Below are 22102 nucleotides of genomic sequence, written 5' to 3'. Positions count from 1 at the left end.
GATACCAGCCATGCCGGTTCTTTGCCTTATCGCCAATCCCGCCGACTCCGAACTCGATCCAAGCTTGGCAGAAGCCGTCCTGCGTCAAACCGGGGGCGAGCTCAACTGGCTCAATCACGGCATTGCCTGCGAGATCATCGAGCCAAAGTCAACCGAAGCGCTGGAAGTCGCTCGCGCCGTCATCGGCACCCGCGCCGTGGATGCCGCCCTCGTGCCCAGCACCGGCCGCCGCAAGCAGATCCTTCTCGCCGACATGGATTCCACCATGATCAACGAGGAATGCATCGACGAGCTCGCGGCCGCCCTCGGCATCAAGCCGCAGGTCGCTGAAATCACGGAGCGCGCGATGCGCGGCGAACTCGATTTTGCCCAGGCGCTCGATACCCGCGTCGCCTTGCTGAAGGGGCTCGAGCGCAAGGTCATCGAAGAGGTCCGGCGCGAAGCCATCACCCTCGCCCCCGGCGGCCGCGCCCTCGTGCAGACCATGAAAGCCTATGGCGCCTATACGGCCCTTGTCTCAGGCGGCTTCACCATCTTTGCCGATCATTTCGGCAAGCGCATCGGCTTCAATGAAGTGCTCGCCAATGTGCTGGAGTTCGATGGCGATCGCCTCACCGGCACGGTGCAAAAGCCCATCGTCGACAAGGACACCAAGCGCAACAAGCTCGAAGCCCTCGCCGCCGAGCGTGGCCTGTCGCTCAGCCAGACCATGGCGGTTGGCGATGGCGCCAATGATCTCGACATGATCCGCGCCGCTGGCATGGGCGTCGCCATCCACGCCAAGCCCGCCGTTGCGGCCGAAGCGGGTGTGCGGATCGACCATGGCGATCTCACCGCCCTGCTTTATCTGCAGGGCTATACCGACGAGGACATCGTCCGCTAACCCGCCCACCACCTGCCCAACAAAAAACCCCCGCCACTGGCGGGGGTTTTCGTTTCGCTATCCGGTGCCGCTTAGGGCGTCGGAGCCGCAGCGGGAGCCGGAGCCGGTGCCGCCGGTGCTTCGGCGGCGGGCGCTGCCGCAGGAGCGGTCTCGCCTTCCACTGGCGGCGGCACATCCGTGCCGACGGTCGGGGCCAGTTCGGAGCCGTCGTCCAGCGTCAGACTAGGCGTAGTGGCATCCTCGATCCCAAGGCCATCAAGGGCCGGACCCTCGCTGGTCGGCACGGCTGGAGCCGGTACCGGTGCAATCGGAGGCGCAAGGTTCGGATTGGCCGCCGGCAATTCACCGTTCGAGCCGAAATACCGGAAGAACTCGCTTTCAGGCGACAGCACCATGGTCGTGCCCGTATTGGACAGTGCCGTCCGGTACGATTCCATCGAGCGATAGAACTCGAAGAACTCGGGATCCTGCCCATAGGCGGCAGCAAAGATCCGGTTCCGGTCGGCGTCACCCGTACCACGGATGATCTCGGCGTCACGCGTTGCCGCTGCCACGATTTCCACGGCCTGACGGTCGGCAATGGCGCGCAGCGACTGGGCCTGCTCCTGGCCGCGAGCCCGCAGCAATGCGGCCTCCGCCAAACGCTCGGCGCGCATCCGCTCATAGGTCCGTTCGGACACTTCAGCGGCAAGGTCAGTGCGCAGGATACGCACATCGACCACTTCGATGCCCAGCTCCGCCATATCGGGACGGATCAGGTCACGGGCTTCCCGCATCATCTGCGGACGCTGTTCCGACAGCGCCGCATTGAATTCACGCAAGCCATAAACCTGGCGCAGCGCTGCATCGAAGCGGGTGGCGATACGGCTTTCGGCAACCTGCAACTGGCCCAGCGCACGTTCACGGAACAGCCGCGGATCGGTGATCCGGTAGGTCAGGAACGCATCCACCTCGTAAAAGGCGCCGCCCGAAACCTGCACGGTCATGTCAGCGATATCCTGGCGCAGCAGCCGATCTTCGATGATCTGCACGCTATCCACGATATCGGTCGGGATCTTGAAATAGATGCCCGGCTCGGTGCGGATATCGGTGATCTGGCCAAAGCGCATCACGATGGCCTGGTCGCGCTCATTGACCACATAGATCGACGAGAACAACACATAAAGCGCGAGAACGACGGCAACGCCGATGACAATCAAACGGTTTTGCATGGCTTAGTTCCCGCTCGTCGTGGTGGGAGGAGTGGTCGGTGCATTGCTGCGCGTACGCAGCTCAGGCAATGGCAGATATGGCACCACGCCCTGGCCCCCGGCCCCGCTTTCCATCAGCACCTTGTCGGAGCCGCCCAGCACTTCTTCCATGGTCTCCAGGAACAGGCGCTTGCGCGTCACTTCGGGCGCATTGACATATTCGGCATAGATCGCGTTGAAGCGCTGTGCCTCACCGGTTGCTTCCTGCACCACGCGGTTGGTGTAGGCTGCCGCATCTTCCCGCAGCGCCGCGGCCCGGCCTCGGGCATCGCCGAGAAGGGTGTTGGCATAGGAGCGGGCTTCTTCCTGCAGGCGGTCTTCGTCCTGCTCGGCACGCTGCACTTCGTTGAAGGCATCGGCCACTTCGGCCGGCGGTGCCGCATTTTCGATCGAGATCCGGCCGACGCGAACGCCAATGCCGTAGCTGTCGAGAATGGCCTGGGTGATTTCCTGCACTTCGATGGCGATACCGGCACGGTCGTCACGGAAGATGTCCTGGGCCGGACGACGGCCCACCACTTCGCGCATCGCGCTTTCGCCGGCATTGCGGACCATGTCTTCGGGGTCACGCACATTGAACAGATAGTCGATCGGGCTGGAAACCGACCACAGCACCGAAAAGCGCACATCGACAATGTTCTGGTCGCCCGAAAGCATCAGCCCATCATCGCCGCCCGTGCGTGAGCCCGAACCGCTAGCACCCGAGCCGCTGGCGCTGCCAATATCGGTCTGGTTCTCGGTAACCGTGACGCGTTCAACGGTTTCGATCGGCCACAGATGGAAATGCAGCCCTGGATTGGACAATTCTGGCTTGGGGGCACCGAACCGTAGTTCAACGCCCACTTCCTGCGGATCAACAGTATAGATGGAGTTCAGCGCCCAAAAGCCGATCACCAGCACAACACCGCCGATAATTGCCCAGCGTCCGCCGGGCAAACCACCCTGGAACCGGTCACGTCCGCGGTTGAGTATATCTTCAAGGTTTGGCGTGTTGCCTGGCCGACGTGGACCGCCGCCACCACCACCGCCACCGGGGGCTTGTCCCCACGGGCCGCCATTATTGCGGCCACCCCCGCCTCCATTACTCTCCCAGGGCATCATAATCCTTTCAGCCATCGTCGTTTACTTGCCGACCTATATAGGCAGGCACAGGGAACCGATCAATGAGCGCGCCCTTAACGACGGGCGTACACTTTGACGCGGTAGGCGGCCTCGTCATCGGCCGATGGGGCGATATCGGGTTCATCCACCACCACCCAAACCTCGGGATCGATCGGGGGAAACAATACGTCCCCCTCCGGCTCCAGCTCGACATGGCTGATGTAAAGCCGATCGGCGCGGTCCATCAGCTGGCGATAGATTTCCCCGCCTCCGATCACCATGATCTCATCGACGTCGTCGGCGCCAGCAATCTCGGCTGCCTTGGTCAACGCGGCTTCAAGAGTTGGCACCACAATCACGCCGGGTGGCCCAAAGTCCTGCCGGCGCGTGATGACAATATTGGTCCGCCCCGGCAGCGGCCGGCCCACTGTGTCATATTGCTTGCGGCCCATCACGATCGGCTTGCCCATCGTGCTGTCGCGGAAATAGGCAAAGTCCGATGGAATGCGCCAGGGAATGGTCTGGGCGCTGCCGATCACCCCATTGCGCGCCACGGCGGCAATCATTGCGATCTGGGCGCTCATGGCTGGCCCAACCTGGCCAGAGCCTCGCCATCCACCCGCACCTTGGTCCATTCATCCTGCATCACGCCACCCTGCCCCAGGTAAAAATCAATCGAAGGCTGGTTCCAGTCCAGCACCCACCATTCCAGCCGCCCCAGCTTCTCGGCGACACAGCGCTGCGCCAGGTGGCGCAACAGCGCCTTGCCAAGACCCTTCCCCCGCAACGCCGGATCCACAAACAGATCTTCGAGCCAGATGCCGTGCCGGCCCTGGAAGGTCGAATAAGTGTAAAACCAGAGCGCGAACCCCGCCGGCTTGCCGTCCCATTCGGCAATCTCGCAGAACACCCGCGGATTGGCACCAAAAAGGTCGCGCGCAATGTCCGCTTCGGTGGCAACCACCTCGTGCTCGAGCTTTTCGTAGCGCGCCAGATCCTTGATGAACCCGAGCACCAATGCTGCATCAGCCGGGGCGGCCGGCCGGATGCGCAGGCTCACGGCTGCGCCTCATGGCGCTGCAGGATCAGGACATCGAGCTCACGCTGCGGCCAGTAATTGCTTGCTTCCATCTCGAAGGTGGTTGGCCCGATCTTGCGCACATCGGTGCCGCAGAACGACACCAGGTTTTCGGGCGCGCCCTTGTCGACCACAAGCCGGAACCGCTCGATCGCTCCGCCGGCCCAGTTGGAACCGGTCGAAACAATGTAGGAAATCCACCTTTCGGTGAAGGGCGCCGTCCAGGGCTCGCCTGGCTTGGCTGTCTTGAGCACCGCATTGCGGAAGGCCTCGTCGACACAATATTTGCGCTCATATTCCGCGGCAGGGTTGTAGTCGCCACCCGCCTCGTTGAGAAAGCTGATCCCTGCCGTCCCGCCGACGCTAGGCTTGTAGCGATGCACGACCTCAACGGTCGCCCGCGCGGGGAAAGTGGCTTCCCAGGTATAGGCGGCCCGCCAGGTCCAGTATGGCCGATGATGCAGCTCCCAGCCTTTGCCCGCATCGAACTCGTCCGGGACCAGGAGCCCGAGATGCAACATTTCGGCAGTCGTCGCCTCGTCGAGCTCGTCTACCGCTTCGGTGGCCGCCTCCCCGAAGGGCAGCAAGGGAATACCCCGCTTGCGCAAATAGTCGGTACGATCCACCCCCGCCGCAAAGGCATATTCATGCAGCTCCGCCTCGACCGGCACCCCATCGAACGTCGTTTCGAAGCGGAACGGGTTGTCTTCGGGACCATCGGGAAACGCTACCGGCGACCACGGGTCAGCCGCAATATCGGGCATGGGAAAGGCCACCAGCACATCCTGGTCGACATCCCCATCATTGCGGAACTGGTAAACGACCCGAATCTCCTCGGCCGAGATGAACAGCTCTTCGCTCGCCATGGCGATGGAATTGTTGGACACGAACTCCAGCCCACCCGCGCCGATCACCGCCGAGGTGTCATTGGCCAGCGCCGGGGCCGTCGCCGCCACCCAACAAACAATGCCAATCCAGCGCATCGCAGACCCCTCTTTGCCGGGGACGGCCACGCCCCCGCAACCCCGATAAACGCACCCTAGCCCGTCACGCGCAGCGGGGGAAGGAGCCCCTATACGGCAACGGCCGCCTTGATATGCGGATGCGGATCGTAGCCACTGATCGTCACATCCTCGAAGCGGAAGTCCTCGATCCGGGTCACCGCCGGGTTCAGCGTCAGGGTCGGCAATGGCCGCGGCTCGCGCGTCAGCTGCAGGCGCGCCTGCTCCAAATGGTTGGAATAAAGATGCACATCGCCAAAGGTGTGCACGAAATCTCCCACCTCGAGCCCCGTAACCTGCGCCACCATATGGGTCAGCAAGGCATAGGAGGCGATGTTGAACGGCACGCCCAAAAACGTGTCCGCCGAGCGCTGATACAGCTGGCAGCTCAATTTGCCATTGGCCACATAGAACTGGAACAGGCAGTGGCAGGGCGGCAGCGCCATCTCATCCACTTCAGCCGGGTTCCAGGCCGAAACGATATGGCGCCGGGAATCAGGCTTGGTGCGGATGGATTCGATGACGGCGCCGAGCTGGTCGATCTTGCGCCCGTCGGGCGCCGGCCAGCTGCGCCATTGCGAGCCATAAACCGGACCGAGATCACCATTCTCGTCAGCCCACTCGTCCCAGATCTTGACCCCGTGCTCCTGCAACCAGCGCACATTGGTGTCGCCGCGAATGAACCAGAGCAGCTCATAGATGATGGATTTGAGGTGCAGCTTCTTGGTGGTGACGAGCGGAAAGCCCTCCGCCAGGTTGAACCGCATCTGGTAGCCGAACAGGGAGCGCGTGCCGGTGCCGGTCCGGTCGCCCTTGTCGACGCCGTGCTCGAGGATGTCGGATAAAAGCTTGAGATAAGGCTGCATGCCCCTAGCCTAACCGATTCCGGTTCGGCGCGCCTGCCCTTCGCTCCGCTTTTCCCCGAGAGCTTCTGCCCTTTTGCGGAGCCGCGGGAGTAGCCTAGTACCGCGGCTGCTGCTGTCTTTGCGTGTCAGCAGTCTCGGTCTAGCCTTGGCCGAAAGGAGCAGCGCCATGACCATCCCTGTTATCGCTTCAAGCCTGCGCCTCCCCGCGCCTTTTCAAAGGACGGCGGGCGAGCAGAAGGAAATCGCACGGTGAGCCCCAGGCTGCGTCCTTTACGGGCGCGCGAGGAGATGCCCGAGTTTGTCCGCGAAGCTCTGGAGCAACGGGGCTTGCGGGACAAATACGACGCCCGCCCGCCCTATCAGCGCAACGATTACCTGTTGTGGATCAACAAGGTGAAGCGTCCCGAAACCAAGCAAAAGCACCTTGAGCAGATGCTCGACGAACTCGAACGCGGCGGCGTTTACATGGGGATGCGCTGGAACGGCTAGACCGCCGGCTGCACCTGTTCGGTCACCACCTCGAAGCCCGACAGGGTGCCGGGCCCGAACTGGGTCGACAGCGCCACATCGGTGGCATCGCGGCCGATCCCCATGAGCACGCGCCCGATCCGGGGCGTATTGTGCCGCGCATCGGCGGTGTACCAGTGCCCGCCCAGATACACCTCGAACCAGGCGGAAAAATCCATCGGCGCCGGATTGGGCGGAACCCCGATATCGCCCAGATAGCCCGTGCAATAGCGCGCCGGTATATTCATGCAGCGGCAAAGAGTGAGCGCCAGATGCGCAAAGTCGCGGCACACGCCCACATGCCCCTGATACGCGCCGAAAGCGCTGCGCGTGCGGTCGGCCTGCCCGTAATCAAACCGGATATGGTTGTGCACCCAATCAAGGATTGCCTGCACCCGGGGCCAGCCTGGCTCGGTAGCGCCGAACAACTCCCAGGCCACCGGCGTCAGCAAATCGGTTTCGCAATAGCGCGAACCCAAGAGGTAGACGAGCGCTTCGTCCGGCAATTCCTCGATTGCGTGCTGATGTGCAGTGGCGGGCACCACATCGGGCAAGCCGGTATCGAATACCCAGAACTCGGTTGAAATGGTCAGCTGCCCCGCCGGGGCAACGATCCTGGTGCAGGAATTGCCGAAGCCATCAAGGTAGTCCCATGCGTCCACCGGCCGTGAAAACACCAGGATCTGCTCGCTCAGCAAATCGGCCCGGCGTGATGGATGCACATGCAGGCAAAGCAGCATGGGCGTAGGTTGGGGACACTGGTAGCTGAGGGTGAAGCCGGCCTTGATCTGCATCGTCTGCACTCCGGGCTTTTGCCGCGCCAGTGTGACACAGGCGCGCGCAAACACCAAGGCCTGCGGATGCTGCCGCCTTTTTGCATCAAGCCATTTGCATCGGGCGGGGGCGCGTCCTATATATGTCGTGCTCGCAAGAGCTATGGCGATAAACTGCCATCGTAATAAACCTTTCGGACCCGGGGGCAGTACCCGGCGCCTCCACCATCTACCCTCCCCGCGAGAGTAGCCAATGGGGGCGAAACAGGATCGACGAGGGCGTAAAGGGTGTGTTTTCGCTCGGTGAGGTACCACCGTTATCGGTCCGAAACTTATAGTTGCAAATGACAACCATAAGGCTCCAGTCGCTCTCGCTGCGTAAGCAGCGCTAGTACTGGGAATCTAAGTCCTCCAGCCCTAGCCGGCTGACAGGCGGGGTCCGCAGGCACCTGGCAACAGAAGCCTGCACTTCCCTCCCCGCTTATCGCCGCAGCTTTTGCCTTTGTCCTTGAATTCTCAGGGAACGTGAGGCTGATATGGGCCGTTCTGAATCGACACCAGCCGGAAACTATCGATATGGCCGAAGATCACCTGCGCTACGACATTCTCGCCCAGGAGGCACTGCGCGGCGTCGTGCGCAAAGTCCTGGCCGAAGTGGCCAAGACCGGCCTGCCAGGCGATCATCACTTCTTTATCTCCTTTGTCACTCGCGCCCCCGGCGTGCGCCTGAGCGAAAAGCTCCTGGCGCAGTACGACAAGGAAATGACCATCGTCATCCAGAACCAGTATTGGGACCTCAAGGTCACCGAAACCGGCTTCGAGGTCGGCCTGAGTTTTGATGGCCAGCCCGAACTGCTCGTCATTCCCTTTGCCGCGATAAAGGGGTTCTTCGACCCCTCCGTGCAGTTTGGCCTCAACTTCGATCCCACGACGGCACCCGCCGGTGCCACGGCCGACGAGATTGCCGAGGCGCGGGAAACGGCTGCCACTGATCAGCCCGCCGCCGACGGCGAAGCCACGGGCGAAAAGGTCATCAGCCTCGACGCCTTCCGCAAGAAGCCCTGATCGGGGCGGTGCAAAAACGCTCCCTTTCCATCGCCGGCCACCGCACCAGCATCGCGCTTGAACCCGAGTTCTGGGCGGTGCTCGAGCAGATGGCCGCACAATCCGGGCAAAGCCTTGCCGGGCTCGTCAAATCGGTCGACGAAACCCGCCACACCACCAATTTGTCCTCGGCCTTGCGTCTCGCCGCCCTGACCTGGCTGCAGGGGCGCATTCCGGCTGCCGATTAGCGTCCGAAACTCGCGCCCGGCAGCACCTGCAGCGGCGTAAACTCGAGATTGAGCGGCCCTTGCGGCAAGGGCGCCGGCTCCTCCTCAACGGGCTCCTGCGCCGCCTCTGCCTCGGCTTCGGCTTCTGCTTCAAGGCGCTGCCGCTCGGCCTCTTCTTCAGCCAGCCGCTCCGCTTCCGCTGCTTCCTCGGCCAGGCGCGCCGCTTCCTCGGCGGCGCGCTGCTGGCGCTGCTGCTCGATCAGCCTGTTGCGCGCTTCTGCCGCCGCACGCTGCCGCTCGGCATCCTCGATGCGCAAGGCTTCGAGCCGGTCCACCTCGATCTCATTGGCCCGCACCTGGATCGCGCCGACCATCGGCTCGAGGTCGAGCCGCACTTCCGGCGCCCCGATCGTCCCCCCGATCGCGGTAAAGATCTGGCTGGTGTCGTCGCGCACCAGCCCCTGCGGATCAACAAAGCCCTTCGGCGTGAGTGCAAACCGCCCCTGCAGCGCCAGCGTGCGCAGATCAAGGTCAACGCTGCCCGCCAGCCGCGCCGTCGGGTTTTCGGCCAGGAGATTGCCCAGCCGGACCACCCCGCCCGCAATGGTGAATGCGCCAGTGACGCTGGGCGCCCGGAACGGCCCCTCGCCCAGCGCGATCCCCATCAGCGTCGTCAGCGTTTCGGGCGGCGTCTCCAGCACATCCTCGAGCCCTGCCACAGTGCCGAACACATCGGGGTCGAGTCCGGCCGCAGTGAAATCGGCCAGGGTGAAATTGCCCTCGCCCGCCAGGCTTTCCGCAACCCCGGCCAGGCTCGCACCCGTGCCCTCGAACTGCACGCCGCCATCGAGCCTGCCACCGAGCACTGATGCCAGCCCGGCCGGCGCCAGGCCAGCCAGGTCAACCCCCGCCACCGACAATCGCCCGGTGACGGTCTTGTCGGCCAGCGCCCCCGAGCAACACACCGCGCCATCGAGCCGCACTTCGCCATTCCCCGCGCGCGCCGTAAAGCCCGCCAGGCGCAAACGGCTCTCGTCCCAGGCCAGCTCCCAGACGGCATCGCGCAGCAACGGGGCACCGCCGGCAGAAACGGCCTCCGCGGTGACCCGCACCGTGCCCCGCGTACCGCGCCCTCCAGCGCCCGCACTGAGCGGCCCTTCGGGCCAGGCGCCATCCGCCCCCACCAGCGCCGCCGGCCCAAACACCGTCGCCGCAATCCCCTCGACGCTTGCCGCCTCGAGGGTCAGCTCCCCCTCCAGCGCCGCCGCATCGCCTGTGCGTGTCCGCGTCAGCGTGCCCGAAAAGCCGGCATCCCCAGCCTGGCCGCCGATCTCGCTTAGGGCCAGCATGCGCTCGCCCTCGAACCGCAATTGCGCCCCGACACTTACGCCCGGCAGGCTCACCCCATCGGCGCCTACCACCTGCGCCAGCCCGCTGGCATCCTCGAGCGCGAGCTCGATCCGCCCATCGCCCTGCAACTCGCCCGTGTCGGCCAGCGCGACATCACCGTTGAAGCTCACGCGTTCCTCGCCCAGGCTCGCATTGAGCCCAAGGGTAAAGCCGTTCTCGGCATTGCCCTGCAGCCCTGCCACCACCAGCGCCGAGCCGCTGCCGCTGAACACCACCGCATCACCGAGTCCCAGCTGCCGCGTCAGCGCCTCGATATCCGTGCTTTCGAGATTGGCTTGCAGGCGCACTGGCGCCGAGAGCGCCCCGTTGAGCCCACCCGACAATTCCGCCCGCCCATGCAGCGCCGCGGTCCCGAGCGTGCCGTCTAGCGTCAGCGATTGCGCGCCATCATCGACTGGCTCCGCCAGATCGAAGCGCAGATCAGCGGGGGCCGAACCCGCCAGCCATTGCCGCCAACCCTCCGGCACCGCCAGCAGGTCGTGAACGGCACGCAGCGCCGGCGCATCGGCCGCCGCAATCTGCACGCTGCCATTCCCGCTGATCACCGGTTCCGTCAAACTCCCTGCCAGCTGCAATTGGGCATCCAGCCCTACCCCCCCCAGGTCAGCTGCCGCGAGCCGCTCCAGCCGCAATTGCCCTGGCGACCACTCGCCTTGCGCCCGCAGATCGCGGCCGGCCTGCCCCAGCACTTCGGCGCTGCGGGCATTCACGGCAAAACTGCCTTCGGGAAAGCTGTTGCCGAATTGCGGTTCATTGCCGATGCCCGGCAGCAGCGCCGCCAAAATCGCGCTGCCCTGGCCACCGAGCTCACCCAGCTGCGCCACCACGTCGAGCCGCGGTTCCTCGCCGAACCCGATCCGCATTTCGAGCCCATGCACCTGCCCGTCCAGGGTCAGCCGCCCTCCGGTCAGCCCCAACGCGTCGGGACCCAGGATCACCCGGGCCGCGAGCGAGCCCGGCTGGCTGAACAGCGGATTGTCTTCGGCTGGCTTGCGCCACAGCTGCGCCAGCGCATCAAGCCTTTGGCTGGTCAGCGCCAGCTCGCCCGTGAACACGGGCTGGTCCCCTTCGCCCGTCAACATTCCCTGCGCGCGCAACTCGGTTTCCCCCGGCAGGCGCGCGATCAGTTGCTCGATGCGCCATTGGCTGCCATCGCTGCGCGCATCGAGCCGCAAATTGCGCAAGGCGAAGCCGCGCAAGCCCACCTCTGCCAGATCAACCCCGATCCGCCCAGGCAGCTGCGGCACCGGTGCTGCGGGCAATTCCGCCAGCATCCGCACCAGTTCATAAGGCAGATCAGCAGTGTTTTCGGAAGCGTCGCGCGGCGGCAGCGCAAATACGCCCCCCGAAATCACCGCATCGAAACTGCGCTGCGCGCCCAGCTGGATGCTGGCCGCGCCAGTCAGCCGCGTTCCCGCCCGCGTCTCGTCAGGCTGCAAGGTGTAACCGGACAAGACGATCCGGTCGGCAGACCCGCTGACGGGGCTTTCAAACACCAGATCGCCACGGATCGCATCGGCGTTTTCGCCCGCTGGCGGGGTCTGTCGATATACCAGCCGGCCATCCAGCTTTGGCGCCATGCCACCTAGCAGCACGCCCTCAAGGCTCAGCGAGGAGGTGCGATCCACCGGCTCGAGATAAAAGCTCACCCGGCTGATGCCATCGCCTTCGGGCACCGCAGCGTTGAACCGCAAGGCATAGCGGCGATCGGCGTAATCGGCATTGCCCTGAAACTGGAACGGTCCCGAAAAACTCGCCAGCCGCAATTCGCCATCGAGATCGTCGAGCACGAAGTTGTCCCCGGCCCGCCGGTCCGCCAGGCGAATCGTTGCATCCACGATGCTCGCCTGCTGCAGCGCCACGGCCGAGCGATCACCCGAAACATCGACGCCGCTGCCAAACAACCCGCTTTCATCCACGGTGAAGTCGATCACTGGTTCGCGCAGCACCAGCCGGGTGACATTGTAGTTGTCGCGCAGGAAATCCATCAGCGAGAATTCAGCTTCGACCGAGCCAACCGTCGCGGCCGGCTCCTCGGGAGAGCCTACCAGCACATCGGAGAATTCGAGGCGCGGATTGGGCAACAGGCTGAAGGCGATGTCGCCGCGCACCGTCACAGGAGTGCCGAGCACGCTTGTGGCCAACTCTTCCATCCGCCCGCGATAATCGCTCCAGCGGATGAAATAGGGTGCGATGAATGCGCCGGCGAGCACGATGATCGCCAGGGTACCGATGATGATATAGATGCGGTTCAGCACGGCGCGTGTTCACCCGGTGTTCGCAGCGGAGTTTAGGCAAGCCCGCGCCTCGCGCAACCCCGCCTGCTCCCGCATATCAGCGCATTCGCGCCTTTGGCGAGCCTTGCTTGTCGCTGAGGCGGTAAAAGGGCTGAAGGATGGCCCGCGAAATGGCAAATCGGCCCCAATATGGCCGTGCTGCCCGGCGATGGACAATGCCGCGTTCTATACACCGGCGCCCTGCGCACCTATATTGCGGTGAGAACAAATCAAGATTCGTCAATCCTCGCGCCGCGCCGCACGATGGCGCCCGGCGATGGAAAGCAACTCGATGCCCGCTGAAGCTCACGACCATGACCGCCCCGCCCCCGGGCCGATCACCAGCCAGCTGCGCCGCGCCGCCGCGCCAGATTATCTGTCCGGGCTAAATCCCGAACAGCGCGAAGCGGTGGTCTCGACCGAAGGCCCGCTCCTCGTGCTCGCGGGCGCCGGCACCGGCAAGACGCGCGTTCTGACCACCCGCATCGCCCATATTCTCAACCAGCGCATGGCCTGGGGCAGCCAGATCCTTGCCGTGACCTTCACCAACAAGGCGGCCGCCGAGATGAAGCGGCGCATCCACGACATCGTGCCCAGCCTGGACGGACTGCCCTGGATGGGCACGTTCCACTCCGTTTCCGCCCGCATCCTGCGCGCCCATGCCGAACTGGTGGAGCTCAAGCCCCAGTTCACCATTCTCGACACCGATGATCAGATCCGGCTGATCAAGCAGTTGCTGGCCGCAGAGAACATCGATGAGAAGCGATGGCCTGCTCGGCAATTCGCCGGCATGCTCGACGCGTGGAAAAACCGCGGCTGGCTGCCCAAGGACGTGCCAGCTGCCGAAAGCGGCTTTTACGCCAATGGCAAGGGCGGCAAGCTCTACTACGACTATCAGTCCCGGCTGAAGACGCTAAACGCCGCCGATTTCGGCGATCTGCTGCTCGAATGCATTCGCCTGTTCCGGGAAAATCCCGAAGTGCTGGCCGAGTACCACCGCAAGTTCAAATACATGCTGGTGGACGAATACCAGGACAGCAACACCGCCCAATATCTCTGGCTGCGCCTGCTGGCCCAAGGCAAGCCGGCGCCCGAAGCCAATATCTGTGTCGTGGGTGACGACGACCAGTCCATCTATGGCTGGCGTGGCGCCGAGGTGGACAACATCTTGCGCTTCGAAAGCGATTTCCCCGGCGCCAAGGTGATCAAGCTTGAGCGCAATTATCGCTCCACCGCCAATATCCTCAAGGCCGCGTCGACCCTGATCGCCTTCAACGAAGGCCGCCTGGGCAAGACGCTCCACACCGATATTGCCGAAGGCGGCGAGCTCGTGTCCTTCACTCAGGTCTACGACAGCGAGGAAGAAGCGCGCACGGTCGGCGAGGAGATCGAGCAGTACCAGCGCGCCGGTGAGCCGCTCAATTCAATGGCGATCCTCGTGCGCGCCTCCTTCCAGATGCGCGAGTTCGAAGAGCGCTTCATCACCCTCGGGCTCAACTATCGCGTCGTGGGCGGTCCGCGCTTTTACGAGCGCAAGGAAATCCGCGATGCGCTGGCTTATCTCAGGCTCGTCGCGCAACCCGCCGACGACCTCGCCTTCGAGCGCATCATCAACGTGCCCAAGCGTGGCCTTGGGGATTCCACGGTCAACATGCTGACCGCGGCAGCGCGCCACCAGCGCATCCCGCTGCTCCAGGCAACGCGCATGATGGTGCAAACCGAGGAACTCAAGCCCAAGCAGCGCACCACGCTGCGCAGCCTTGTCACCCAGTTCGAGGATTGGGCCTATCGCTCCCAAAGCCTGCCGCCCTACCAGCTGGTCGAGCAGATCCTCGAGGAAAGCGGCTATATGGACATGCTCGCGGCCGACCGGTCGGCCGAATCCGACGGGCGCAAGGAAAACCTCAAGGAACTCAGCCGCTCCATGGAAGAGTTCGAAACCCTGGGCGGTTTTCTCGAACACATCTCGCTCGTCATGGAGCGCGACAGCGTCGAGGCAACCGATGCGGTCACCATCATGACCCTCCACTCCGCCAAAGGGCTCGAATTCGATACCGTCTTCCTGCCCGGCTGGGAGGATGGCACTTTCCCCAGCCAGCGCTCCATGGACGAATCCGGTCGCGCCGGGCTCGAGGAAGAACGGCGCCTGGGCTATGTCGGCATCACCCGCGGCCGCAAGCGCGTGCGCATTTCGGCCGCGCAGAACCGGCGCATCCACGGCCTCTGGCAATCGGCCATCCCCTCGCGCTTCATCGATGAACTGCCGCCCGAAGCCGTCGAGGTCACCGACCGCGGCTCGGCCTATGGCGGCTATGGCTATGGCGGTGGCGCGGCCAGCCGCTTCAACAAGGCGGACCCGTTCGAAAGCGTCTACCAGACCCCCGGCTGGCAGCGTGCCCGTGCCCAACAGGCCACCCGCAAGGGCGACGGCCCCCTCACCATTGAGGGCGACCTGGTTGCCCGCTCCGTCGATCTGGGCTCGGGTTCGGCCTATGAAAAGGGCGAGCGCGTCTTCCACCTCAAATTCGGCTACGGCCTCATCACCGATATCGAGGGCAACAAGCTGACCATCGAGTTCGAAAAAGCGGGCCGCAAGAAAGTGCTCGATAGCTTCATCAAAAAGGGCTGACCGTCATGATCGTTTCCACCACCCCCACGCTCGAAGGCCGCCCGATCCGCGAATATCGCGGCATTGTCACCGGCGAAGTGATCGTCGGGGCCAATGTGTTCAAGGACCTCTTTGCCGGCATCCGCGACTTCGTCGGGGGCCGCTCGGGCGCTTATGAATCCACCCTCCGCCAGGCGCGCGAGCAGGCCTTCGAGGAACTGCGCGACGAAGCCCGCCGCCTCGGCGCCGATGCCGTGGTGGGCGTCGATATCGACTATGAAGTTGTGGGCGACAGCGGCTCGATGCTGATGGTCTCGGTCTCGGGCACCGCGGTCAAGCTCTAGCCCTAGTCTTCGGCCGGCACGATCTGCGGCAGCAGCCCCACGCCCCCGAGCGGCTCGGTTTCGAACCGCTCGCCAAACCCGGCAATGATCGGCCGGGCCCGCGCAATCATCTGTTGCACGCGCGGCAGCTGCAGCGAAGCGGCGTGGCTATCCTTGTTGTCCCACACCTCGGTGACCCAGATCCCGTCCGTGCTCGCCGGATCAATGGCGACCACATAGCTCAGGCACCCCGGCATCCGCGCATTGCCCTCCATCAGGATTTCCAGCAAGTCCACCCGCTTGCCCGGTGCCGCCAAAAGCTTTCCGATCAACCCGTACATGGTATTTTCCTCCCCAACCCCCTAGAAGGGCACCATCGCCCTGCTCTCTTTTGGAAGCCCTGCATGTCTGTCGATCAACTCTCCACCCCGCTCTCCAAGGATGACGCCTATAAGCTGGTCGATGCCGTGATGGAGCGCGACGACCTCGCGCTCACCGCCTCTGCCCATGAGAACGAAGCGACGGGCGAATGGTTCTTCGAAGCCGTCTGCGATTCCCCGCCCGATCTCGAAGCCTTCTCCGCCCTCGCGCAGCAAACCCTCGGCGGCGCCGTGCAATGGAGCGTCACGACGCTCGATCCCGAAGTGAACTGGGTGGCCAAATCCCTTGAAGGCTTGCCCCCCGTGATCGCCGGCGGCTTTTACGTTTATGGCAGCCATCATGAAGGCCCGATCCCCAATGGCTATACCGCCATGAAGATCGACGCCGCTCAGGCCTTCGGCACCGGCCACCACGAAACCACCACCGGGTGCCTCGAAGCCATTGATCGCGTCCTCAAGCGCGGCCGCCCCCGGCGCATGCTCGATGTCGGCACCGGCACGGGCGTGCTCGCCATTGCGCTGGCCAAGCGCCTCAAGACCCCGGTGATCGCCAGCGACATCGACCCCATCGCCGTCACCACCACCGCCGAAAACGCGGCCATCAATGGCGTGTCGCGCTTCATCGTGCCCATCGAGGCGACCGGCCTCAACCACCCCACGATCCAGGCCGGCGCGCCCTATGACCTGATCGTCGCCAATATCCTCGCGGGCCCCCTCACCGCGCTCGCTCCCGCCATGGGCCGCATCGCCGAGCCCGGCGCTTCCATTATCCTCTCGGGCATTTTGGAGCACCAGTCGCGTGGCGTCATCGTCGCCTATGCCCGCCAGGGCATGGTGCTGGCGCAAAAGCTGCAGCGCAAGGAATGGACCACCCTGATGCTGCAAAAGCGCTGAGGCGCAGCCCCCTAAAAAGCAAAATCCCCGAACGCAGGTTCGGGGATCCTCGGATCAGCTCGTGATCAGGTCCGGCAAAAAACCAAACAGCGGCCTCAGGGGCGCTTGGTGAAGGCGCCGATCAGCTGGTGCTGCATGTGGTAGTTGCCCGGACGGCTGGTTTCGCGACCGCGCGCATCCACGACGGAACCCAGCGCTTTGCGGAAGTCGATCTTGTTCTCGGCCATTGCAGCAAACTCCATGCACGGTGACGACAAATCTTATCGTCGCGTTCCATCTAGGCCGAACCGCCCACCGGGGTAAGGCCAGCGGGCACAGACCAGCCATGCCAGTCCTGCAACCCAGGTTACCGAGACTTTAATCTACCGGCCCGCCCCGGTTTTCCATCCGCCTCTTCCCCCGCTACAATGGGGTCAAACCTCCCCTGCTTCCGAGGACTTCCCATGCCCGCCACCTTCCCGCCCGCCATCTTCCAGAGCTTTGCCGAAAAGTCCGACCCGGCCAATGTCGCGCCCCGGCTCCAGGCCTTGCGGGCCCAAATGTCGCAGGCCGGTGTCAATGGCTTCCTCATCCCGCGGGCCGATGCCCATCGCGGCGAATCGGTGCCCCCAAGCGAAGCGCGCCTCGCCTATGTCACCGGCTTTACCGGCTCTGCCGGCGTCGCCGTGATCGGCCCCGAGCGCGCCGCCCTTTTCATCGATAGCCGCTATACCCTCCAGGCTCCCGCCCAGACCGACACCACCCTTGTCGATGTCATCGAAATCGGCCAGGGCACCACCCTCGGCACCGAAATCGGCAACTACGTGCCGGCCAATGGCGTGCTGGCCTATGATCCCTGGCTCCATACCCCCGCCGAGATCCGCGAGCTGACCGAGCGCCTGGCGGGCCGCGTCACCCTGCGCCCGGTTGCCAACCTCGTCGACGCCATCTGGACCGACCGTCCCGCTCCGCCCAACGCCCCCATCACCCTGCGCTCGGACAATCTCACCGGCAAATCCAGCGCCGGCAAGCTCGAGGACCTCGCGACGGCGCTTCAGGCCGAAGGCGCCGATGCCGTCGTTCTGAACCTGCCCGAATCCATCTGCTGGCTGCTCAATATCCGCGGCAGCGACGTGCCCAACGCGCCCTTCGTGCTGGGCTATGCCACGGTCGACAAGGACCGCAATGTCGCCCTTTACGTCGATGGCGCCAAGCTCACGCCCGAGCGCCTGGCTGCCATCCGCCCGCTCGCCGACCTCGTCCATCCCGTAGCCGAGTTCCCCGCCGCGCTCGAAGCGCTTGGCGGTGCCGGCAAGCGCGTGCTGGTGGATCCCGCCACCGCGCCCGAAGCGGTCGCAGCCGCCCTCAAAGCCGCTGGCGCCACGCTCGTGGAAAAACGTGACCCGGTGCTGCTGCCCAAGTCGCGCAAGAACGAGGCGGAACTGGCCGGCATGCGCGAAGCCCACAAGCTCGATGGCATCGCTCTCGCCAAATTCCTCGCCTGGTTCGCCGAAACTGCGCCCAGCGGCACCCTGACCGAGATCGCCATCGTTACCGCCCTTGAAGCCTTCCGGCGCGAGGAGCCCACCTGCCTAGACGCCAGCTTCGACACCATTTCAGGCGCCGGCCCCAATGGCGCCATCGTGCACTACCGCGTGACCGAAAAAACCAACCGCACCCTCGCGCCGGGCGAGCTCATGCTGGTAGATTCGGGCGCGCAATATCTCTCGGGCACCACCGACATTACCCGCACCATGGCCAGCGGCCCCGCCACCGATGAACAGCGCGACCGCTTCACCCGCGTCCTCAAGGGCATGATCGCCATTTCGATGGCCCGCTTCCCCAAGGGCACGTCGGGTGCCCAGATCGATGTGCTCGCCCGCCAGTTCCTGTGGTTGGCCGGGGTCACCTATAATCACGGCACCGGCCACGGCGTCGGCGCCGCCCTCAGTGTGCACGAGGGCCCTATCGGCATCTCCTCGCGCTACACCCTGCCGCTCGAGCCGGGCATGGTGCTGTCCAATGAGCCCGGCTACTACAAATCAGGCGAATACGGCATCCGCATCGAAAACCTGCTCGCCGTTCGGGAAAGCGACGTAGCTCCCGGCTATCTCGAATTCGAAACCCTGACCCTCGCCCCCATCGACCGCCATCTGATCGACCAGAGCCTCCTCCTGCCCCCCGAACGCGCCTGGCTCAACGCCTACCACGCCCGCGTCCGCACCGAGATCAGCCCCCACCTCACCGGCGAAGTCAAAACCTGGCTCGAAGCCGCCACAGCGCCGCTCACAGAGTAATTCTCTGCCTTCGGCCAAACCAGCTCATCAGTCGACACCCTCCCCCTAGCGGGGAGGGATCAAGGGTGGGGGGCCGTCCAGCCCCGATCTACGAACGATCAACCCCAACCGATCTGGGCGCCCCCACCAGCCCCGCAGTCGACCTTCCCTCCCCCTTGAGGGGAGGGATCGAGGGTGGGGGTCGCGGCACGAAACACCGCGGCCGCCCCACGCAAGGACCGTCTCACCGCTAAGCAAGTGTCGGGTGAAGTGAGCGGCGAAGGTGATCAGCGTTCCTCCCATCGACCCACTCCCCAACCCTCCCCTCAAGGGGGAGGGAGGCCCACGCCCGAGATCGTGCGTCTAGGTCCACAGCCCCGCAGTCAGCCTTCCCTCCCCCTTGAGGGGAGGGATCGAGGGTGGGGGTTCAGGCGGCCCCACATGCTCGGAGTCTGCCGAGGCACGCCCCCCTCAAGAGCGAGAAGACGAGGGAGCCAGCCTCCTCACTCCCCCTGCGCCTCGGCAAAAATCTCGCTCAGCCGATACGGGTTCTCCGGATCGTTGGACGCTACATCGTCGATCTTCCAGCCGCCGTCTTCCAGCACTAGCTCATAGGTCAGCTCGGTCGGCTCGCCGAAGTTCTCAAAGCTCACTTCCACCACCGCCGCATCGCCGGTCACCGCCGCTTCACCGATGGCAAGGTCAGTGATCTCGAAATCCTGCCCATTGATGAAGGGGTCGAACGACAAGGCCCCCATCTCGCCTTCCGGCGTATTTTGCGCATCGGCGTCGTAAAGCGCCTGCAGCGCCGCCGAGCGGAACTGGGACTCGTCCTCGGCGAACTCACCCGAGAAATAAGGCGCGTAGAACGCCTCCAGCAGCGCCTCGGGGGTTGGGAATGGCTGCGCCATCGCCCACCCACTCAGGCCTAGCACCGCCGTTGCGGCCAGCATCATCACGCGCATCTTGCTCTCCATCCCATCCGGGCGGGAGCCCTGCCCCGCCTGCCGTCTCAAACCCATGCTCGCGATCAACCAGGTAGCGAAGCGGCTCAGGGCGTGACCCGCTCGAACCATTCTTCTTCGCTGATCACTTCCACCCCCAGCTCCTCGGCCTTCTTGAGCTTGGAGCCGGCGCCCGGCCCTGCCACCAGAATATCGGTTTGCGCCGAAACCGAGGCGGCGACCTTCGCCCCCAGCCGCTCGGCCATGGCCTTGGCTTCCGAGCGCGTCATCTTTTCGAGCGATCCGGTGAACACCACGGTCTTGCCCGCCACCACGCTATCGGCTGCAATGGTCACCACATAGGGCTTCGGCTTGACCTCCTTGAGGAGATCATCGAGCGCCTGGATGTTGCGCTCATTGCCGAAAAACGCCAGCACCGACGAGCGCACGGTTTCTCCGATCCCGTTGATCTGGGGAAACACCGGGCTGATCTCGCCTTCATGACTGGCCGAATCCACCGCCGAGTCGCGCAACGCCTCGATGGTCCCGAAGGTTTTGGCCAGCAGCGCCGCCGTCGTTTCCCCCACATGGCGAATGCCCAGCGCAAAGATAAAGCGATCGAGCTCGGGCTCGCGCCGCGCATCGATGGCGTCGAACAGCTTGCGGACGGATACGGCGCCGAACCCCTCCACGTCCTTCAATTTCTTGACCGAGCGCTCGTCGCGCGCCCGCAGGGTGAAGATATCGGCCGCCCGCGCGATCCGCCCTTCGGCATAGAACTGCGCTACCTGCTTGTCGCCCAGCCCATCGATATCCATCGCGTTGCGGCCCACAAAGTGCTTGAGGCTTTCCACCGCTTGGGCCGGGCAGATCAACTCGCCGGTGCAGCGGCGCACCGAATCGAGCTTGCCGGTTTTTTCGTTGATCTCGCGCACCGCGTCGGACCCGCAGGCGGGGCATTGATGGGGATACACAAAGGGCTGCGCATCGACGGGGCGCTGCTCCATCACCACATCAACGATCTGCGGGATCACGTCCCCGGCGCGCTGCACCACAACCGTGTCGCCAATGCGCAGATCGACGCCATTGCGGATCGGCTCGCCATTGCTGCCCTTGCCCGCAATATAATCTTCATTGTGCAAGGTGGCGTTCTCGACCACCACACCACCCACCGTCACCGGCTGCAGCCGCGCCACCGGCGTCAGCGCTCCGGTGCGCCCGACCTGGATATCGATCCCCAGCAACACGGTGGTCGCCTGCTCGGCCGGGAATTTATGCGCAATCGCCCAGCGCGGTGCGCGCGACACGAAGCCCCAGCGCTCGCGCAGGTCGAGCCGGTCGAGCTTGTAGACGACCCCATCGATGTCATAGCCAAGGCTCGCCCGCTGCGCCTCGATCTTGCGATACTGCTCGAGCAGCTCACTGACCGAAGCCGTGCGGATCAGCAGCGGATTGACCACAAAGCCCCAGTCGCGGAACTTCTGCATCGCGTCCCACTGCGTGGCGGCCGGTGGCGCACTCGCCTCACCCCAGGCATAGGCAAAGAAGTTGAGCTTGCGGCTGGCCGTGATCTTCGGGTCCTTCTGGCGCAGCGACCCGGCCGCGGTGTTGCGCGGATTGACGAACTCCTGCCCGCCATACTTGGCCGAATGATCCTTGAGCCGCTTGAACTCGGCATGGGTCATATAAACCTCGCCGCGGATCTCGATCAGGTCAGGCCAACCCTCCCCCTCAAGCTTTGCCGGGATATCGGCGATCGTCCGGAGGTTCTCGGTGATGTCCTCCCCCACCGTCCCATCGCCGCGCGTGGCGCCACGCACAAACACGCCCTTCTCGTAGCGCAATGATGCTGAAAGCCCGTCGATCTTGGGTTCAGCCGTAAACTCGAGCTGCATGGCCGGATCACGCGCCAGGTCCTTGTCAAAGAACTTGCGCCCCCGCTGCACGAACTCGGCTACTTCCTCATCATCGAACGCATTGCCCAGGCTGAGCATCGGCACGCCATGCCGAATCTTGGCAAAGGCTTCAGCCGGCGCGGCACCAACGGTTTCAGTTGGGCTGTCCGCGCGCACCAGTTGCGGAAAGCGCGCCTCGATCGTCGCATTGCGCCGCCGCAAAGCATCGTATTCCGCGTCGGTCATCACCGGCGCATCTTGCTGATGATAGGCGAGATCGGCCTCGCGGATCAGCATCGCCAGCCGGGCCAGCTCCTGCTGCGCCTCCGCTTCGTTCAGATCGCGTTCATCTTTGTGGCTGAAATCGGACATCGGAGCACTCTGACT

20 protein-coding genes and 1 other RNA gene are annotated in these 22102 nt (G+C 64.3%); 9 read left to right on the top strand and 12 right to left on the bottom strand.

Annotated features, from left to right (window positions below):
• The first annotated feature begins 10 nt into the window (after window positions 1–10).
• Entirely contained in the window at window positions 11–883 is an 873-nt protein-coding gene (serB, locus tag AC3YOG_RS17035) for a phosphoserine phosphatase SerB (RefSeq protein WP_489935956.1), read from the top strand.
• 71 nt (window positions 884–954) lie between these two features.
• Here serB and hflC read toward each other — a convergent pair whose 3' ends face one another.
• The 6 genes from hflC to AC3YOG_RS17005 all read right to left on the bottom strand — a co-directional run bounded on the left by hflC (window position 955) and on the right by AC3YOG_RS17005 (window position 6179).
• Window positions 955–2094, bottom strand: a complete 1140-nt coding sequence (gene hflC, locus AC3YOG_RS17030) for a protease modulator HflC (protein ID WP_489889011.1) — start codon at window positions 2092–2094, stop codon at window positions 955–957.
• Window positions 2095–2097: 3 nt separating this feature from the next.
• Window positions 2098–3231 carry an FtsH protease activity modulator HflK gene (gene hflK / locus AC3YOG_RS17025; RefSeq protein ID WP_172125046.1) on the bottom strand — a complete coding sequence of 378 codons (1134 nt, stop codon included), beginning with the start codon at window positions 3229–3231 and terminating at the stop codon, window positions 2098–2100.
• A 77-nt stretch (window positions 3232–3308) separates the two neighbouring features.
• The gene (locus tag AC3YOG_RS17020; protein ID WP_172123640.1) at window positions 3309–3818 is read right to left on the bottom strand and encodes a dihydrofolate reductase; all 510 of its coding nucleotides are present in this window, start codon (window positions 3816–3818) and stop codon (window positions 3309–3311) included.
• Window positions 3815–4294, bottom strand: a complete 480-nt coding sequence (locus AC3YOG_RS17015) for a GNAT family N-acetyltransferase (protein WP_172123641.1) — start codon at window positions 4292–4294, stop codon at window positions 3815–3817. The genes AC3YOG_RS17020 and AC3YOG_RS17015 overlap by 4 nt, the downstream gene beginning before the upstream one ends.
• Window positions 4291–5295 carry a DUF4424 domain-containing protein gene (locus AC3YOG_RS17010; RefSeq protein WP_489935955.1) on the bottom strand — a complete coding sequence of 335 codons (1005 nt, stop codon included), beginning with the start codon at window positions 5293–5295 and terminating at the stop codon, window positions 4291–4293. The genes AC3YOG_RS17015 and AC3YOG_RS17010 overlap by 4 nt, the downstream gene beginning before the upstream one ends.
• Before the next feature lie 89 nt (window positions 5296–5384).
• Window positions 5385–6179, bottom strand: coding sequence for a thymidylate synthase (locus tag AC3YOG_RS17005; protein WP_489935954.1), 795 nt, complete (start codon window positions 6177–6179; stop codon window positions 5385–5387).
• 288 nt (window positions 6180–6467) lie between these two features.
• On the opposite strand from AC3YOG_RS17005, the gene AC3YOG_RS17000 reads away from it, so the two are divergent.
• On the top strand, window positions 6468–6668 hold the full coding sequence (locus tag AC3YOG_RS17000) for a YdeI/OmpD-associated family protein (protein WP_127753538.1): 201 nt from the start codon (window positions 6468–6470) through the stop codon (window positions 6666–6668).
• Here the strand turns inward: AC3YOG_RS17000 and AC3YOG_RS16995 are convergent.
• Window positions 6665–7480 carry a transglutaminase-like domain-containing protein gene (locus AC3YOG_RS16995; protein WP_127753539.1) on the bottom strand — a complete coding sequence of 272 codons (816 nt, stop codon included), beginning with the start codon at window positions 7478–7480 and terminating at the stop codon, window positions 6665–6667. The genes AC3YOG_RS17000 and AC3YOG_RS16995 overlap by 4 nt on opposite strands.
• Before the next feature lie 90 nt (window positions 7481–7570).
• On the opposite strand from AC3YOG_RS16995, the gene ssrA reads away from it, so the two are divergent.
• From ssrA to AC3YOG_RS16980, 3 genes are all read left to right on the top strand, one after another.
• Window positions 7571–7929, top strand: a transfer-messenger RNA (tmRNA) gene (gene ssrA, locus AC3YOG_RS16990).
• 106 nt (window positions 7930–8035) lie between these two features.
• A complete protein-coding gene (locus AC3YOG_RS16985; RefSeq protein ID WP_127753540.1) occupies window positions 8036–8524 on the top strand; it encodes an SspB family protein in 489 nt (162 codons plus the stop codon).
• An 8-nt stretch (window positions 8525–8532) separates the two neighbouring features.
• Complete coding sequence (locus tag AC3YOG_RS16980) at window positions 8533–8751, top strand: ribbon-helix-helix domain-containing protein (protein WP_489935953.1); 219 nt, start codon at window positions 8533–8535, stop codon at window positions 8749–8751.
• Here the strand turns inward: AC3YOG_RS16980 and AC3YOG_RS16975 are convergent.
• A complete protein-coding gene (locus tag AC3YOG_RS16975; protein ID WP_489935952.1) occupies window positions 8748–12398 on the bottom strand; it encodes an AsmA family protein in 3651 nt (1216 codons plus the stop codon). The genes AC3YOG_RS16980 and AC3YOG_RS16975 overlap by 4 nt on opposite strands.
• 310 nt (window positions 12399–12708) lie before the next feature.
• Between AC3YOG_RS16975 and AC3YOG_RS16970 the strand changes: the two genes are divergently transcribed.
• Entirely contained in the window at window positions 12709–15045 is a 2337-nt protein-coding gene (locus tag AC3YOG_RS16970; protein WP_489935951.1) for an ATP-dependent helicase, read from the top strand.
• A 5-nt stretch (window positions 15046–15050) separates the two neighbouring features.
• Complete coding sequence (locus AC3YOG_RS16965) at window positions 15051–15368, top strand: heavy metal-binding domain-containing protein (protein WP_127753544.1); 318 nt, start codon at window positions 15051–15053, stop codon at window positions 15366–15368.
• A 2-nt stretch (window positions 15369–15370) separates the two neighbouring features.
• Here AC3YOG_RS16965 and AC3YOG_RS16960 read toward each other — a convergent pair whose 3' ends face one another.
• The gene (locus AC3YOG_RS16960; protein ID WP_172123647.1) at window positions 15371–15688 is read right to left on the bottom strand and encodes a putative quinol monooxygenase; all 318 of its coding nucleotides are present in this window, start codon (window positions 15686–15688) and stop codon (window positions 15371–15373) included.
• 63 nt (window positions 15689–15751) lie between these two features.
• Between AC3YOG_RS16960 and AC3YOG_RS16955 the strand changes: the two genes are divergently transcribed.
• On the top strand, window positions 15752–16621 hold the full coding sequence (locus tag AC3YOG_RS16955) for a 50S ribosomal protein L11 methyltransferase (RefSeq protein ID WP_489935950.1): 870 nt from the start codon (window positions 15752–15754) through the stop codon (window positions 16619–16621).
• Window positions 16622–16716: 95 nt separating this feature from the next.
• Here the strand turns inward: AC3YOG_RS16955 and AC3YOG_RS16950 are convergent, their stop codons facing one another.
• Entirely contained in the window at window positions 16717–16848 is a 132-nt protein-coding gene (locus tag AC3YOG_RS16950) for a hypothetical protein (protein WP_282567554.1), read from the bottom strand.
• A gap of 216 nt (window positions 16849–17064) precedes the next feature.
• Here AC3YOG_RS16950 and AC3YOG_RS16945 point away from each other — a divergent pair, with 216 nt between their 5' ends.
• Window positions 17065–18897 carry an aminopeptidase P family protein gene (locus AC3YOG_RS16945; protein ID WP_489935949.1) on the top strand — a complete coding sequence of 611 codons (1833 nt, stop codon included), beginning with the start codon at window positions 17065–17067 and terminating at the stop codon, window positions 18895–18897.
• Window positions 18898–19379: 482 nt separating this feature from the next.
• Here AC3YOG_RS16945 and AC3YOG_RS16940 read toward each other — a convergent pair whose 3' ends face one another.
• Together AC3YOG_RS16940 and ligA are read right to left on the bottom strand one after the other, a co-directional pair.
• Window positions 19380–19841 (bottom strand): DUF3828 domain-containing protein, encoded by a 462-nt coding sequence (locus AC3YOG_RS16940; RefSeq protein ID WP_489935948.1) that lies wholly within the window; start codon window positions 19839–19841, stop codon window positions 19380–19382.
• 86 nt (window positions 19842–19927) lie between these two features.
• Complete coding sequence (gene ligA / locus AC3YOG_RS16935) at window positions 19928–22087, bottom strand: NAD-dependent DNA ligase LigA (RefSeq protein ID WP_489935947.1); 2160 nt, start codon at window positions 22085–22087, stop codon at window positions 19928–19930.
• Between the last annotated feature and the right edge of the window lie 15 nt (window positions 22088–22102).

The organism is Devosia sp. Z6_126 (genome assembly GCF_058133495.1).
The sequence above is the reverse complement of the archived record's forward strand: the minus strand, read 5'-3'. Positions and strand labels throughout refer to the sequence as shown.